Here is a 15,264-nt window from a genome sequence, read left to right on the forward strand (position 1 = left end):
TCCTTATACAGTATTTCATGGTATGATGTATGTATGCACTGAAGGAGGATCTCATTATGGCAAAGCACTATGATAAACAATTTAAAATTGATGCGGTTCAATATTACCATGACCACAAGGAGTTGGGATTGATAGGTTGTGCTTCAAATCTTGGTATCAGTCACCAATCTCTGTCTCGTTGGCAGAAAGAACTTCGAGAAACAGGCGATATTGAAAGCCGTGGCTCTGGTAATTATGCTTCTGATGAGGCAAAAGAAATCGCACGGTTAAAACGCGAATTACGGGATGCACAAGATGCACTTGATATATTAAAAAAAGCCATCAACATTCTGGGAAAATGACAGAAGCCATTTATCTCGAAGTTGCTGAGAAGGCAGAAAACGCCCACAAGGCTCGACGCCAGGTTTCTGTCTCCGGAATGTTGAAATATCTTGGCGTTTCCCGTTCTGGCTATCATGCGTGGATGAAACGTGTTCCTTCGAACACAGCCAAACGTCGTGAAGCTGTGAAAGCTCGCATTAAGGATATTTATGATGAATCCAAACAGAATTATGGTGCTCCGAAAATCACCAGGAAGTTACGTGAATCAGGAGAAATCATTTCTGAGCGAACAGTTGGTAAATATATGAAACAACTGGGTATTAAAGCCCAGTGGATCAAACCATGGACAATCACCACAAAAGATTCTGACTTCAGTAGTAAATTACAAAATATCCTTGATGAGCAATTCAATCCAGAACGTCCGAACGCCGTTTGGTGTTCTGATATTACCTATATTTGGACAATAGACGGCTTTGTCTATTTGACCAGCATTATGGATTTATATTCCAGGAAAATCATTGCGTGGACACTTTCAAAAAGTTTGGAAGTATCCTGCGTGATTGAAACTATAAATAAAGCAAAAACAAGACGCAACATTGAAGAGCCTTTAATTTTGCATTCAGACCGTGGCAGCCAATATGTATCCAAAGAATACAGACGTGTTACCGCCGATATGCAATGCAGCTATTCTAAAAAGGCTTATCCATGGGATAATGCATGTATTGAATCGTTCCATTCTTTGATTAAGCGCGAATGGTTGAATCGTTTTAAAATTCGTGATTACGATCATGCATATCGACTGGTATTCGAATATTTGGAAGCATTTTATAATACAAAGCGAATTCATAGTCATTGCGATTACATGTCGCCGAATGAATACGAAGAACTGTATTATAAGTTCCAGCGGGACGAATTAACCTTAGTAAGTTAAGATGAGGAAAACCTCATTTTAACTTGTACTAAATCTTGACATAGGACCATCTTTATTCACAGCCCCTTTCATTTTAATAAACAACATCTTCTATTACATTATTCGTAATTTCAAATTCATCAATTACTGTCATTCCATTTTCATCATATACAGGAATACTATATGTTTTATTCTGAGTTTTAATGTAATCTTTTACTTCGCTTAAATTAGTTGGCTCATTATATAAATCATATGCATATACATATCCTTCTACTCCATTCTTTCCAAGTACTCGAACAAGATCTGGAGCTTCGTCTTCAGATTGTGCGTAAAAATCACTTCCATATGTCGTCCCCTGTGCATTGATTCTTTCTTTCATATTCATCTGGTTTCTTGATATCATAGGAGACGAATTAGATGTATAAGTATTATACCCATTTCCATTATAAAATTTCATTTGCGATTTCGCATAAAATGTTCCATTTCTATAATACTGACCTGATCCATAGGTCGTACCACCAGCAGAGTTGTCATTATAATGCCACCCACTCGATTTCACGAGAGTTCCACTTGAATTATACAATCTTGCATTTATTCCATAATATCCCGTTGGAAAATTTACTTTATTAGGAGATCCAACAATTCCAAGTCCCTCCACATATGAGGTCTGCGACACTACGCTTGACCGATAAGAATAGTAATATCCCCCAACAGTAACATACTTTTTTGTTCCAGATGCCACAGCTGCATGGGTCTTTATCGGAATAAAAGCTACAACCATACACACCAATAATGCACTACAAATCACTTTATTTATTTTTTTCATATTTTTCCCTTTCGTATATTACTAATCCCCAGATAATTTAAAAATTCCAACAATAGTTTTTCCATCTTGCAAATACATATTAATTTCCTGTTGATTTAATTTATTTGCATTTAACGCAGCTTCTATTGTGTTTACATTATTTCCATTTATTTCTTTCTTCCGAATATAGCCTTTAACTCCTTCTTCGTTTTGCGCAAGCATAAGATCTGGTTCATAGTCTAAGTCTCTTATTTCTGGTCCATAGGTTTCTCCAAAAGAATTTTTTGGAAATCCTTTTTCTTTAATTTCTTCTTCAGATGGTATTATCATATTTGATGATGTTCCAAATGAAGAATTTGCAAAAACAACTGAAGAAGAAACCATAAAAAGGCTGACAAAAATTGCGATTACCACATAAAAAATAAATTTATTATTCTTTCTTTTCTTATATTTCATAATCTCAACTATCCTCTCCTCCAAATTGTTATCACCAAAATTATTCACTAACATAAACTGATTCGACACTTTTTCTGTCATAGATACCAATGAATACGCATAATTTTTTCTTTCATTATATCCTAACCTATTCAGCACCGTCTCATCACATGCCAATTCTAAATCATGATTTACAACGCAGAACATAACCCATATTAATGGGTTAAACCAATGTAAAATTGTTGCTAATACCACAAACAATTTTGTTATTATATCCCCATATTTTATATGTCCATATTCATGTTCTAATATATAACACAATTCTTCTGATGTATAAACTTCTTCTGGTAAAAGGATTACTGGCCGTAATACCCCATAAGTCAACGGGACTTCTATATTCTTTGATTTTTTGATAGATATTTTTCTCTTTGACTCATGCTTTTCCAACCACCGATCTACCACTTCATTGGAAATAACTTTAGCATATCTATATCTGCTCAATCCTTTTACATATAAGAATAAAAAGAAAAGGAAAAGGCAACTGCTACCAACCAACCATACTATTTGAAAAAAATTTATGTTATTGCAACTATAATTTTTCGCAAAGCTACTATTACCAATTACTTTCGTTACTCCTTTGTATAATGCAGTTGTTCTTATAGAAGACCGATAGCACTGAATTCCTCGATATGGTACTAAAAGCCTTACCAAAATGACATACCATAATACAATCACTTTTCGTTTCGGAATATATTTTATTAAATATTTATGAAATAATAACATAATACTTATTAATATACTTCCTAAAAAACTCATTTGAAAAATATTCATACATTGTATTTCCTTAATCCCATTTTTCTATAATATCTTTTAATTTTGCAATTTCCTTTTCTTCTACTTTGTGCTTTTTTAATAATGCCGCAAATAATTTTGATTCTGACCCATCATATATCTTATCTATGAACTCTTTCGTTTCTACTTTCTGAACCTCTTCCTGAGGAACAAGTGCATGACAGATATAATTAGGTTCTTTTTTTAAAATCCCACCTTTCTTTATACATCTTTTAATCAAAGTATATGTTGTATTAAGATTCCACCCATTTTCTTCTTCCAATATTCCGGCAATATCTCTAGCTTTCATATCTCCATTTTTCCATAATACTGCCATGACTTTTAATTCTGAATCTTGAAATTTCGGTACCATAATTGCTCCTTTTTTTATTTACTGCAGTTTTCTAATATCATACTACCACAGTAGTATATATCTGTCAATCTGTATTATGCTACCAAATATATGATCCCAAATATATGATTAATTTTTTTGACCAACTTGTTTCATTTAATACCAAAATTCTCTTATAAATTAAAACCTTTTTTCTCTATCATTTCGTCAATTATTATTTTATAATCCTCATACATATGCACTTTATACAGATTACTTTTTAACGACCACATTACATATTTTGTAAATATCCAAAGTGCGAGCAATATAATTACTAATGCCATCAACGAAAATAATACTACTTCGCATAATTTCATTTTCAGAATTTCCAATAACTTTGAAATAAACAATGTATTAAATATTATAGGAACCAAAATTGCATACATTTGTGTGAGAAAATGTCCGAATGCTATATTACCAGGTTCTAATTTTCTAATTTCATTATTTAAAAACTTCGAGAAATTTATCAAATACTCTATACTATGTTCTTGATAATTTTTATAAATATCATTTTCCCATTCTGCATAAGTACCAACTTTATTACACTCTTTTCTCAAATATTTTTTTCTCAATAGTTTTATATTACATACCTCCTTATAGCGTTTCCATTCTAGATTTTTATCAAATCCATATAATAGTTTTTTCATAAAATACCCTCTTTTCTTTTTCTTTACTAATAATATGACAAATCGTTCACTTATTTTGTTAATTGTTTAAATAAAAACTTCTCCCATGATGAAAACTCACAGGAGAAGTCTACTTAAAATTTTTAGTTTATATATTAATATTATTTTTTCTGAATTCTATAAGCATAAAACCTATATAAAAATGCAATCAATAACATCGCTCCGAACGGTATACAATAAACAGAATTCGTAAATACCCATATAAACGGATTAATCATTATTACACTTGCAAAAAGAAAAACACTTGCTGGAAATACAAAAAATATTATTTCTAAACCACACTTAAACTCTTTTTCTGCACACAGAAGAATCATGATAATACATATAATTAGATAGTATACAACATCAACTCCATTCCTTAAATATCCCAGCCATGCGGCTTTAGGATTAAAGCATTCCCATAGCTTTGCCTCATATAACTGTATTATCCTTGTTATAAGATAACGAAATATGAAGATAACTATTGTTGACAAATAGAGTCCCCAAAATCTAATTTTATTCTTCATGCTATTCCTCCTCATACATATCATTCCATTTTTCTAAATTAATTTCCTAAACTAATCTGTGCTCTTGCTGTATAAGATTTTCCTCCACTTGTATATGTTACCGATGAACCATACAGAATTTTTGCTGCATTAGTTGCATAAAAATATTGTATTCCTGTCGTGAGTCGATAATTTGTATTCAATTGCGGACTCGCAATTGTTTTAGAGTTACTTTCATTTTTAGCACCTCCGCTGCTTCCACCTTGACTCAGAACATTGAGAACCAAATTACGTAAGTTACTCTTCACAAATCTTGTAATTGTTGTTGTTCCTTTTGTAACTTTTAACATCTTAATTCCACTATTATCATAATAGCTATAATAAGCAACATTTTTTATCGTTATATCACTCTGCTTAGACTGATCAGTAGTACTTCCCGAACTGTTTGCTAATGGAACAACATACGTATAGTTAGTAACATTATATAATTCCTCTGTATTTCCAGAATTATATGTTCTTTCCATAATTGGCTCTTCTGAAAATATATTATATGATACCTGCATATACTCGTCGTCTAACTGTTCAACTTCCTTAGACACCTCTGCTACTTCACTTAACTCTGCTAGAACTTCCTCCGGCATATTCTTTGTCATATCATACTTGTCTTCTAAAGCAGCCAACTCTTCTGTTATAACATCATCATATACTTTCTGCGAAACAACTATGTCTTCAGAATTATCTTCTGGCACTAAAAAATCAGTTCCAGCATAAGTTGGAATACTACTTACTAGTGTCAAAACAATTGCACTTACTAATGCGACTCTTCTTTTCATTGATTTTCCTCCGTAATTTTCTTTATAGATTGTCTTCTAAATTTTAACTACATACCACGAATTAAACATTACACTGTGTTTCTCTTGACTTTACAGTACTAATTTTCTCTTTCTCGTGTGTATTATAAGATTCCTAAATTTAAAGATTTGAAACTTCCAAATAATTTTATTCCTCTCGCTCTTAAATTGTACCTCCTACAAAAATAATTGTTTTTTGTTTCCTTAATTTGTACAAATGTATTTAACTGCAGTTTTCTTGTTTTTACACTACACCAGTAGTATAAAAAAGTCAAAGTATTTTTTTTAATATTATACAGTATTTATTTATATAATTTATAAGGGGATGTGAAAAAGAATAGTCCCGAAAAAAAGGGACCTAGGGTTTATTACAAAACCTTGAGATCCTTCTTTCTGTTATAATTAATTTGTGACAAAAATATTAACATAATCTATTCTAACCCAAAACAAGAAGTTTTTCCACTGCTGATTCAAGATTATCTGGATTATCTTGATCTCTGTGATTCAGTGCTGACATTTGACAGATTTATGTCGAATAGCTATATATCATTACGTGAACTGGAGGAACAGTGTAAAGTTAATCTCCGCTTCATGTATCTTATATTTTCCCTTTCCGTTTTAATTTTCTCACTTATTGCAAGACATTTGTATAAAATTGACCATACAGTATCCACAAATAATATTACTTCCTGGAGCTGCATATATTTTCTTTTTACATATTGGACAATAATATTGTACAGATTTATAATCTAGTTGCTCATAATCTACGCATTTTTTTATATTATCTAAAATTTTTTCTATGCTCATTTCGCTTAAAATTTCTTCCATTAAGCTCGTACTTATATCTATTACTTGATATCCACTATTTTTATTATAATCAACAACCAATCCTTTTTCATTTGCTATATCTCTGAAAATCTTATTATGATACTGACCTCCTCGGCTAGTATCTTTTTTATTTTGCTTCCAACAATATATATGCACCATTTGATGCAGCATTTCTAATACAATATTCTTATCGTTATCTAAACTTTTCTGATTTATATCTATTTGGCATACCTTGTTTTGCTTATATTGGATATTCCACCCTTTTTTTCTGTATCTTGCATTATGCATACGAAAATATGGAACTGGAAGATCATTATTATACAATCTTTTATTTATGATTTTATACAATTGTTCCATTTCCTCTTCCAAATACATAATGTCTTCTGCACCCTCCACTTTATAAATTTAATTCAAATAATTTTATCTGCTTGCAACAATAATCCAACAATGCTTGAAAATACAAATCTGATGCTGTACATTTTTTTCTTTAGCTATTCTTTGAAATTCTGCTTTTATATCAGCCTCAATATATGCCTGTTCTATTTTATCTCTTCTTACATATCCAGGATCTGATTTCTTTTTAATTAATAATCTTGGCTGCACGTATCTCTCACCTTTTAAAAATTCTGCAAAAGCTTTATTATGCAATAGTGTCCTTGGAATTCCAGTCTTATCCAATACATTTTGTTCTAATAGTTGCAAGGATTCATTCACAACAAATGATGTTTTTTCTTTCATATTCTCACCCATTATTCTATTCAAATGTCTGGACTCCAGATCTGCATAGCCAATGATTGCATTCATAGGAGTTCTGATGTCATAAGACATATTGAACAGAAATGTCGATTTTGCTTTATTTGCACATTCTGCTTTTAATTTTGCTTCCCGCAATTCCTCCTCTTGTTTTAATTCCCGCGGTTTTTCATCTGTCACATCTCGATTTGCGATCAGCACTGATGTAACATTTCCATTTATGTCATAACTCTGAGGAACGACCATGGAAAGAAACCATGATCCATTCTTCTTTTTGAATTCGGAAGACATAGATTCTTTATTATGAAGCCGTGCTGCCATGGTTTGTATATCAAAAAAATCTATATACTTCTGTACAAATGGCTTTTCTATAATATCTTTAATAATATCGAACTGAGGATCCCAATCTACTCTATTTTCTTCAAAATCCATATCCATCTTCCTGGATCTTTTGACGAGTTCAACCTTCTTTGTTTTTAAATTCAATCTGGAGATATGGTAATAGGCAGTGCCTAATGCATGAAGTGACTGCCGGGTTTTTTCCACCTGCTTTCCCAATGTAACAGGGAACTCTTCACCGTTCATCTGTTCCAGATCTGGTGTTGACTGATGCAGATTTCTTACTTCAATCCTGATTTTACCTCTTCGTTTTACATCAAATTTAAATGATTCTAATTTGCTGCCATTTCACAGGCCCTGTAGCTTTGCGCCGCGGACTTTCGTCTGTTTTGCCACAAATGTTATTTTTATAATATCATGCCATGTTTTTTCTTGTCTGTTCTTTTCTGCTTTAAAGCGAAAAAAATAAAAGAGCCCAACGCATTCCACATCTTAAACGGCACGTTGGGTTCTTTTACTTTTTATTTTTTGTTATATCCCATATTTTTTTAAATCTACTTTTCCATCGATTACCTCAATCCCGTCTGCTTCCAGCAATTGTGCCTGCACACTTTCTCCTCCAAAGGCAAATGCACCGGCTAATTCTCCTTTCGCATTGACCACACGAAAGCAAGGAATATGTTCCGGATCCGGATTCTTATGAAGCGCATTTCCAACTGCTCTTGCCATCTTTGCATCTCCTGCCAGCTCTGCAACTTTACCATAAGTCGCAACATGACCTTTTGGAATCTTTTTCACTGCCTCATAGATTCTTTTCGTCGGGCTGTCCGTAATCAGATCATAGCTCTCGGAAATCATTCTTTGAATTTCATTTTCAGGAATAGAACCATCTAAAATGATGGTATTCCAATGTTCCTTATTCTGATGATACCCTGCAATAACAGAGGCATAAGTACTGCGCCAGAAATCTCTCCACTGCGGATCAACTTTAACATTTAAATTAACATATCCATTTCTTTCATAAATCCATAAAAATGTTTTCTTACTTCCTTTTACTCTTACCAGTTGCCAGCCCTGATCGCGAAATGGTCTTTCTTCATACACATTCGGGAAAGATCGCGCATACTGCAAAACTTCTTCTCGCGTTCTCATACTAAAAACCTCCGTTCCCTGCAATCATTAAAAAAAATAATTATTTGTAGTCTGACATTTCACATCTACAAATATATATAATCATTCATAACTGGCTGTAAACCATTCTTTTTCAGCGCATCGAACACTTCATCCACCGTTCTTCCGTCTGAAATCTCAAACTGGTCGTCACCTTTATCTTCGATATCTTCCACATGACTTCCAATTCCTGTGCTGACTCCTGCGGATATCTTGGTCGCTGCAATATTTACCAGATTATCACGAACACGGGCACATTCTCTTGTAGACACCGTAATACTTGCAAATGGCATGAACAGACGATATGCACAAACTACCTGAAGTAACTGCGGCTCATGAACATCCATCGGGTTAATGCGATCATTATTAATGATCGGACATAATCTTGGACAAGAAAATGCAATCTCTGCATGCGGATATTTTCTTTGAAGCAAATATGCATGATAACCTGTCGCGAAAGCATCTTTGCGAAAATCATCCAGTCCTAAAAGCGCTGCAAAGCCAACACCTCGCATGCCACCCTTAAGTGCACGTTCTTGTGTGTTCAATCTATATGGAAAAATCCTTTTATGTCCTGCTAGATGTAATGTTTCATACTTATCTGAATTGTAAGTCTCCTGGAAGACTGTCACATAATCTGCTCCGCATTTATGAAGGTATGCATACTCATCCGAATTCATCGGATATACTTCAAGACCTACCACTTTAAAATATTTTCGTGCAATCTCGCATGCCTTTCCAATATACTCCACATTAGATTTTGTCTTACTCTCACCTGTAAGAATCAATATTTCCTGAAGTCCGGTCTTGGCAATAGCAGCCATCTCTTTTTCAATCTCTTCTTCATTAAGCTGTGCACGGCGAATCTGATTATGACAGTTGAATCCACAGTAAATACAGTAATTTTCACAGTAGTTTGCAATATAAATTGGCGTGAACATATACACACTGTTTCCAAAATGCTTTCTTGTTTCAATCTGTGCTTGCTGCGCAATCTCTTCTAAAAGCGGAAGTGCTGCCGGCGAAAGCAGTGCCTGAAAATCCTCTGGCGTCCGGTTATCATGCGCCAGTGCTCTTCTTACATCTGCCTCTGTATATTTATCATAATCATATGCTTTCATTGCAGAAATAACCTGATCCATCACATCAGATTCTTCCAACTGCTCCATATCCGGAAGATACTTCATATGATCGATACGATTCTTTTTCATATCTTCCAGTATTTCTTCATTTACAATACTTTCATTAAAATGACCATCTTTTTTACTGGTCTGCATTGTTTCTACCATCGCTGTTACATTGATCCTCTCGTATATCTTTTCTTGTATATCTTTATACTTGTATTCTGTTATCAGTGCAATTTACTCATGCAAAAATCCTGTTAATGGTGAAGACGCACTTGCTCCTTTATCCAGTATTCTTCCTAATCCGGAAAGATAAGCACTTCTTCCTGCCTCAATTGCCTTTTTAAACGCTTCAGCCATAACCTGGACATCTCCTGCTGTCGCAATAGCAGTATTGGCCATCACTGCTGACGCACCCATTTCCATAGCTTCACATGCCTGTGACGGACGACCGATTCCTGCATCAACGATAATTGGAAGATCAATCTCATCAATAAGAATCTGGATAAACTCTTTTGTACAGATTCCCTTATTTGAACCGATTGGAGAACCAAGAGGCATCACACAGGCTGCCCCTGCATTTACCAAATCTCTGGCTGCATTCAAATCCGGATACATGTATGGCATAACAACAAACCCTTCTTTTGCAAGGATCTCTGTTGCCTTGATTGTCTCGTAATTATCCGGAAGAAGGTATTTCGAATCGTGAATAACTTCAAGCTTTACGAAATCTCCACAACCCAGCTCTCTGGAAAGTCTTGCAATACGAACTGCTTCCTGCGCATTTCTGGCACCGGATGTATTCGGAAGAAGTGTTACGTCCTTCGGCACATAATCCAGAATATTATCAAGTCCGCCTTCATTAGCACGGCGCAAAGCAAGTGTTACGATTTGTGCTCCTGCTTTTTCAATACATGCTTTCATAAGCTCCAATGAAAATTTTCCAGATCCCATAATAAAACGGGAAGTAAATTCATGTCCTCCCAGGATTAATTTGTCTTCGTTTGTGTTTGTTGTTGTCATTTTTTTATCCACCTTTCTTTGTTTACTCATAAATTATGATATCTGCTATTCGCATATCGTGAAGCTTAGAAGCTTCCGCCGCCCATAAAATGCAGAATCTCTACAACATCTCCATCTTTCAGTACAGTTGTATCGTAATTTTCTCTTTTGATGATCTCCTCATTCAATTCTACTACTACCTGCACCGGAATATAATTACATGCTTTCAAGTATTCCGTTACCGACACTGGATGTTCCAGCGTTCTGTTCTCTCCATTGACTGTAATCATGGCTGCTCCTTTCCGGAAATGCGAGTGCGCATCCTGTCGGAGGCTTTTTATATAAAAAGAAATGTAATTTCCTATTATATAAAACAGAGTTCACAAAGAAATACACCCGCGGTGGTGCACCCCTTCATGAACTCTGTTCACTCTCAAAATTTCCTATATTCTATGATTCGCACCTGGCTTAGAAGAAAAGACGTGGTTTTCTATGCATAATAAAGGAGATACACCAATGTATCTCCCGTAACATTATCTTATACGTTCCTACGTTGGCATTATCCAAATCAGGTTCTGGGTCGAAGTTGAAGACTTCCTCTCAGCCTGCTATCACAAGCTCCCCTTTTATTTACAATGCCTAGTATAAATCGATTTTTATTTTGTGTCAAGAGCACTCGGTAATTTCTTCATTGCTTTCTTCACCTACTTATCTATAAACACGGATATTTTTATCTCCGTCTCGTCTCTTGTATAGACGATGCCATGAATATACTTGCCATCATCAGTCACTTTGCTGATGATATTGTCATAGCATGTTTCTCCTTTGTACTGATACTGCTTGACTAACTGAGCTTCTTTCACTTCTTTCGTGTCCAGTTTTTCCACCGGAAAATACACATATACTTTTTCAGAATTTGTATCAAATGCATAGGCACTGGCTACCTGCTTCGCATCAATAAATCCATTCCCATTCCAATTCTCCTGTGAATCCAGACTGGTTTTTTCAAGTATGATCTGATCCTTTGGATTTTCTGTAATCAGGATAATATCATCCTGAATTTTTTTCTCACATTTTACATAGGTATCTTCACCCGCACCCACAACACGATATCCATTCATCAGATACAGTTGATTCTCTATTCCATTTTCAATCGGCCAGCCAGCCAGATTATAATATGGACACCGAACCGTCTGATATGCTTCCCGGCTCTCGTAATCCGTAAGCAATATTGTATCAACGCCTGTCTTCTGGCTTATCTGCGATACAGGAATCTGTTCTACGTCCTGATTGGCATAAGATACAACAGCTCTTGCAGATTCCTTCTGTAAGACTTCTGCCAGATTTTCCCCATCATAAAATGTGTGGATCATTCCATTTTTTTCGTCTTTTACCGTTCCATACTCACCATAACATACATAGTCACTCTCTGCGTGAAGTCCTGTGATGTTATACATTTCTTGTGCAAATGCTGTGGCAATCTCCTGAAACTGATAATTATCAAGCCCGTCCGTATTCTTTTTCTGCCCTGATATCGCAACTAAAAAATCTGCCCCCTTGTACTTCATTTTCACGAATACATTTCCGGTGGGAGAAGGGAAAAAATCCGGCACCGGACTGGAACTGTATTTCTCACAGTTTATCTCTGTAATCTTTGCATCGATTCCATATTTTTCTCTTATATAATTTTTCGCATTTCCCCGTCCTTGCTTTTCATAACGCTTCATTTCTCTCTTTTCTTCCAGCGTATAGCCACAACCTGTCACTGTAACCATTATCAAAGCAACAAGGATCCAATAAACGGCTTTTCTTTTTCCCATACATCTCCTCCCAATCCATCCCCTCATTTGCTATTACTTTTTTAATTATACTGCTCTTTATAAATCTCTGTCAATTTTATACAACAGACACCTTGTTATTCCACACAGAACCAGTTAAAATATACTTTGCAAATGAATGTTGCAAATATTATCTCAGTCGAGAAGACTCCCACCTCTTCAGGTGGTGAGTAATAGCAAATTTGTCTCAGTGGGAGTTAGGTCTCCGACTGAGATAAACGCTCCGCGAGGATGCGCAGTGATTCTGATAGGAATATGTCAGCTTCTCTGACCAGAATCACGCGCCAAGTCTCACGGACGTTCGACTTGAATTATGGGGGATTGTTACATATGAATAAGAAAAATCAATACGCAGACTCTGTAAAGGAAATGTTGATTCTGACGCTTGCTGTGGCAATTATTGCCGCTGCAGTCTACTTCTTCCTTGTACCAAGCCACGCTTCTGTCAGCAGTATCTCTGGTCTTGGAATCATTCTGTCAAACTTTGTACCGCTTCCATTGTCAGCAATCACTATGATCTTAAATATAGTGCTTCTGATTATCGGATTCTTTACATGCGGTCGGGAATTCGGAGCAAAAACTGTTTATACAAGCATTATGCTTCCACTGTTTCTGGGGCTTTTCGAAAAGATTTTCCCGGATTTTTACTCCATGACCGACAGCCAGGAACTGGATGTACTCTGTTATATACTGGTCGTAAGCGTCGGACTTGCAATTTTGTTCAATCGAAATGCCTCTTCTGGCGGACTGGATATTGTTGCCAAAATCATGAACAAATATCTGCATATGGATCTCGGAAAAGCTATGTCACTGTCCGGTATGTGTGTGGCTCTGTCCGCAGCACTTGTGTACGATAAGAAAACTGTAGTTTTAAGTGTCCTCGGTACTTATTTTAACGGAATCATACTGGATCACTTTATCTTCAATCAAGATATGAAACGGCGCGTCTGCATCATCACCCGGAAAGAAGAAGAGCTGCGCCACTTCATTTTATATGAACTTCACAGCGGGGCTACTATCTATGAAGCCATCGGTGCTTACACAATGGAAAAGCATAACGAAATTATCACCATTGTGGATAAAACAGAATACCAGAAACTGATGAAATACATCAATCAGGTGGATCCTAAGGCGTTTATCACAATCTACAACGTTTCCAATATGCGGTATCAGCCAAAAATTTAGTACACATTCTATATGACAAAAAATTGCTCAGACCTTACACGGTCTGAGCAATTTTTCTGTCATATGAGTTCTCACTCTTTCTTTTCCTACCAGTCGGTATACAAATCAATATTACCTTTTCCACTTCCACTATCATAGACTTTTCCAGCTCCAAGAGATGTCTCGACCACGGTTCCTTTTGGATAGTCATCACTGGCAAGTACAATATAACCATCTTTGTCACGGATTGTTCCGTCACTCGCAATATGACGTCCCGGAATGTTAAGTCCTGCTCCCGGAAGTACCTTCTGTGAATAATAGGTTTCAGTATGTCCGTTAAACCAGATTCTCCCTTTGGATGGTGTCAGACCACCGGAAGGAATATTATACTTTCCATGACTGGAACTGCTCCCGGAGTTATTATTACTTCCGGAATTAGAAGGTTTGGAAGAGCTGTTATTATTGGAACTGCTTCCGGAAGTATTATTTCCAGTGGAAGCTGATGCCTGCTTTGCCGCTTCTTCCTGTGCTTTTTTCTGCGCTTCTTCCTCCTGCTTTGCCTCTGCCTCACGCGCTGCCTGAAGCTGCGCATTCACAGTCGCAAGATCTGTGGAAGTTGCTGCTGCTTTCGCCTGAAGATTCTGCTGCTCAGTATTTAACTGACTCTGTAAATCTGTCAGTTCCTGCTGCTGGCTCTTAAGATCCTCTTCCTGCGTCTCGATACCTTGACGTATCTCCATCATGTTCTCCAACATTTCCTTATCATAATCGGTAATGTTCTGAATGAACTCGGCTTTGTTGAGGAAGTCTCCCATACTGTCTGCAGTAAACAGCATAGTAATCATTGTCTCTGAACCATTTTCATACATGTACTTAATACGAGTCTTCATCGTTTCATACTGCTTTTCCTCGTTATTACGAGAAATCTGAAGTGATGCCTCCAGGCGGTATACTTCATTGTTCGACTCTTCAATTTCCGCTTCTGTCTCAGCAATCTTATTGCTGATCGTAACCAAATCCTGATTAATCCCTTCCAGTTGACTTTGAAGATTACTGGTCTTATCTTCAAGGCTTTTGACCTCCGCTGCATGCACCGGCATTGCTGACAGTGCGACACCGAACGCACAGACAAAGGCTGCCCCACGTCTTGCGATCCGTTTCTTATGCATGTTCATAAATGTAATCCTTTCTTGTTTGTTTTGGGGTTAACACTAAGATATTATATACTATTTTTTCAAAAAGAACAACCTTTCTTTGCACAGCACGTTTTTTATCAGAAAGTTCAAGAAATAATTTTAACCTTTTCCTTGATGTTTTTTAACCTTTTCACA

The 15,264-nt window shown here is 35.9% G+C and carries 17 protein-coding genes and 1 riboswitch; of the genes, 3 read left to right on the forward strand and 14 right to left on the reverse strand.

Translation table 11 applies throughout. The features are described from left to right. The first annotated feature begins 56 nt into the window (after positions 1 to 56). Positions 57 to 341 carry a transposase gene (locus C7E02_RS04560; protein ID WP_181984745.1) on the forward strand — a complete coding sequence of 95 codons (285 nt, stop codon included), beginning with the start codon at positions 57 to 59 and terminating at the stop codon, positions 339 to 341. Continuing rightward, positions 338 to 1,252, forward strand: coding sequence for an IS3 family transposase (locus C7E02_RS04565; RefSeq protein WP_105308906.1), 915 nt, complete (start codon positions 338 to 340; stop codon positions 1,250 to 1,252). The genes C7E02_RS04560 and C7E02_RS04565 overlap by 4 nt, the downstream gene beginning before the upstream one ends. Before the next feature lie 73 nt (positions 1,253 to 1,325). Here C7E02_RS04565 and C7E02_RS04570 read toward each other — a convergent pair whose 3' ends face one another. The 13 genes from C7E02_RS04570 to C7E02_RS04630 all read right to left on the reverse strand — a co-directional run bounded on the left by C7E02_RS04570 (position 1,326) and on the right by C7E02_RS04630 (position 12,751). Next, positions 1,326 to 2,057, reverse strand: coding sequence for a hypothetical protein (locus C7E02_RS04570; protein WP_105308907.1), 732 nt, complete (start codon positions 2,055 to 2,057; stop codon positions 1,326 to 1,328). Between the two features lie 21 nt (positions 2,058 to 2,078). Beyond that, entirely contained in the window at positions 2,079 to 3,302 is a 1,224-nt protein-coding gene (locus tag C7E02_RS04575; RefSeq protein ID WP_105308908.1) for a M56 family metallopeptidase, read from the reverse strand. A 13-nt stretch (positions 3,303 to 3,315) separates the two neighbouring features. Continuing rightward, positions 3,316 to 3,675, reverse strand: coding sequence for a BlaI/MecI/CopY family transcriptional regulator (locus C7E02_RS04580; RefSeq protein WP_105308909.1), 360 nt, complete (start codon positions 3,673 to 3,675; stop codon positions 3,316 to 3,318). Between the two features lie 152 nt (positions 3,676 to 3,827). Further along, positions 3,828 to 4,340, reverse strand: a complete 513-nt coding sequence (locus tag C7E02_RS04585; RefSeq protein WP_105308910.1) for a hypothetical protein — start codon at positions 4,338 to 4,340, stop codon at positions 3,828 to 3,830. 140 nt (positions 4,341 to 4,480) lie between these two features. Then, positions 4,481 to 4,885 carry a hypothetical protein gene (locus C7E02_RS04590; RefSeq protein WP_105308911.1) on the reverse strand — a complete coding sequence of 135 codons (405 nt, stop codon included), beginning with the start codon at positions 4,883 to 4,885 and terminating at the stop codon, positions 4,481 to 4,483. A gap of 38 nt (positions 4,886 to 4,923) precedes the next feature. Next, on the reverse strand, positions 4,924 to 5,697 hold the full coding sequence (locus tag C7E02_RS04595) for a hypothetical protein (protein ID WP_105308912.1): 774 nt from the start codon (positions 5,695 to 5,697) through the stop codon (positions 4,924 to 4,926). Between the two features lie 645 nt (positions 5,698 to 6,342). Continuing rightward, positions 6,343 to 6,918, reverse strand: coding sequence for a SprT-like domain-containing protein (locus C7E02_RS04600; protein ID WP_105308913.1), 576 nt, complete (start codon positions 6,916 to 6,918; stop codon positions 6,343 to 6,345). 45 nt (positions 6,919 to 6,963) lie between these two features. Next, positions 6,964 to 7,728, reverse strand: a complete 765-nt coding sequence (locus C7E02_RS20040) for a hypothetical protein (RefSeq protein ID WP_278336539.1) — start codon at positions 7,726 to 7,728, stop codon at positions 6,964 to 6,966. A gap of 438 nt (positions 7,729 to 8,166) precedes the next feature. Beyond that, positions 8,167 to 8,787, reverse strand: coding sequence for a methylated-DNA--[protein]-cysteine S-methyltransferase (locus C7E02_RS04610; RefSeq protein ID WP_005341445.1), 621 nt, complete (start codon positions 8,785 to 8,787; stop codon positions 8,167 to 8,169). A 65-nt stretch (positions 8,788 to 8,852) separates the two neighbouring features. Continuing rightward, on the reverse strand, positions 8,853 to 10,094 hold the full coding sequence (gene thiH / locus C7E02_RS04615; protein WP_105308914.1) for a 2-iminoacetate synthase ThiH: 1,242 nt from the start codon (positions 10,092 to 10,094) through the stop codon (positions 8,853 to 8,855). Positions 10,095 to 10,166: 72 nt separating this feature from the next. Beyond that, complete coding sequence (locus tag C7E02_RS04620; RefSeq protein WP_029732037.1) at positions 10,167 to 10,952, reverse strand: thiazole synthase; 786 nt, start codon at positions 10,950 to 10,952, stop codon at positions 10,167 to 10,169. Positions 10,953 to 11,017: 65 nt separating this feature from the next. Beyond that, positions 11,018 to 11,221 (reverse strand): sulfur carrier protein ThiS, encoded by a 204-nt coding sequence (gene thiS / locus C7E02_RS04625; protein WP_005341442.1) that lies wholly within the window; start codon positions 11,219 to 11,221, stop codon positions 11,018 to 11,020. Between the two features lie 238 nt (positions 11,222 to 11,459). Next, positions 11,460 to 11,566: riboswitch (TPP riboswitch) on the reverse strand. 69 nt (positions 11,567 to 11,635) lie between these two features. Further along, entirely contained in the window at positions 11,636 to 12,751 is a 1,116-nt protein-coding gene (locus tag C7E02_RS04630; protein WP_105308915.1) for a hypothetical protein, read from the reverse strand. A 348-nt stretch (positions 12,752 to 13,099) separates the two neighbouring features. On the opposite strand from C7E02_RS04630, the gene C7E02_RS04635 reads away from it, so the two are divergent. Beyond that, positions 13,100 to 13,954 (forward strand): YitT family protein, encoded by an 855-nt coding sequence (locus C7E02_RS04635; protein WP_105308916.1) that lies wholly within the window; start codon positions 13,100 to 13,102, stop codon positions 13,952 to 13,954. Positions 13,955 to 14,040: 86 nt separating this feature from the next. On the opposite strand, the gene C7E02_RS04640 is transcribed toward C7E02_RS04635, so the two are convergent. Next, positions 14,041 to 15,108: a coiled-coil domain-containing protein gene (locus C7E02_RS04640; protein ID WP_005341433.1), complete on the reverse strand. Its 1,068-nt coding sequence runs from the start codon at positions 15,106 to 15,108 to the stop codon at positions 14,041 to 14,043. Positions 15,109 to 15,264 lie beyond the last annotated feature (156 nt).

Source organism: Dorea sp. Marseille-P4042 (assembly GCF_900290215.1).
Taxonomy (GTDB): domain Bacteria; phylum Bacillota; class Clostridia; order Lachnospirales; family Lachnospiraceae; genus Dorea; species Dorea formicigenerans.

Excerpts from the sequence above, each read along its gene's own strand:
- C7E02_RS04560 (WP_181984745.1), top strand. The coding sequence starts at position 57 with ATGGCAAAGCACTATGATAAACAATTTAAAATTGATGCGGTTCAATAT.
- C7E02_RS04565 (WP_105308906.1), top strand. The coding sequence starts at position 338 with ATGACAGAAGCCATTTATCTCGAAGTTGCTGAGAAGGCAGAAAACGCC.
- C7E02_RS04570 (WP_105308907.1), bottom strand. The coding sequence starts at position 2,057 with ATGAAAAAAATAAATAAAGTGATTTGTAGTGCATTATTGGTGTGTATG.
- C7E02_RS04575 (WP_105308908.1), bottom strand. The coding sequence starts at position 3,302 with ATGAATATTTTTCAAATGAGTTTTTTAGGAAGTATATTAATAAGTATT.
- C7E02_RS04580 (WP_105308909.1), bottom strand. The coding sequence starts at position 3,675 with ATGGTACCGAAATTTCAAGATTCAGAATTAAAAGTCATGGCAGTATTA.
- C7E02_RS04585 (WP_105308910.1), bottom strand. The coding sequence starts at position 4,340 with ATGAAAAAACTATTATATGGATTTGATAAAAATCTAGAATGGAAACGC.
- C7E02_RS04590 (WP_105308911.1), bottom strand. The coding sequence starts at position 4,885 with ATGAAGAATAAAATTAGATTTTGGGGACTCTATTTGTCAACAATAGTT.
- C7E02_RS04595 (WP_105308912.1), bottom strand. The coding sequence starts at position 5,697 with ATGAAAAGAAGAGTCGCATTAGTAAGTGCAATTGTTTTGACACTAGTA.
- C7E02_RS04600 (WP_105308913.1), bottom strand. The coding sequence starts at position 6,918 with ATGTATTTGGAAGAGGAAATGGAACAATTGTATAAAATCATAAATAAA.
- C7E02_RS20040 (WP_278336539.1), bottom strand. The coding sequence starts at position 7,728 with ATGGATTTTGAAGAAAATAGAGTAGATTGGGATCCTCAGTTCGATATT.
- C7E02_RS04610 (WP_005341445.1), bottom strand. The coding sequence starts at position 8,787 with ATGAGAACGCGAGAAGAAGTTTTGCAGTATGCGCGATCTTTCCCGAAT.
- thiH (WP_105308914.1), bottom strand. The coding sequence starts at position 10,094 with ATGGTAGAAACAATGCAGACCAGTAAAAAAGATGGTCATTTTAATGAA.
- C7E02_RS04620 (WP_029732037.1), bottom strand. The coding sequence starts at position 10,952 with ATGACAACAACAAACACAAACGAAGACAAATTAATCCTGGGAGGACAT.
- thiS (WP_005341442.1), bottom strand. The coding sequence starts at position 11,221 with ATGATTACAGTCAATGGAGAGAACAGAACGCTGGAACATCCAGTGTCG.
- C7E02_RS04630 (WP_105308915.1), bottom strand. The coding sequence starts at position 12,751 with ATGGGAAAAAGAAAAGCCGTTTATTGGATCCTTGTTGCTTTGATAATG.
- C7E02_RS04635 (WP_105308916.1), top strand. The coding sequence starts at position 13,100 with ATGAATAAGAAAAATCAATACGCAGACTCTGTAAAGGAAATGTTGATT.
- C7E02_RS04640 (WP_005341433.1), bottom strand. The coding sequence starts at position 15,108 with ATGAACATGCATAAGAAACGGATCGCAAGACGTGGGGCAGCCTTTGTC.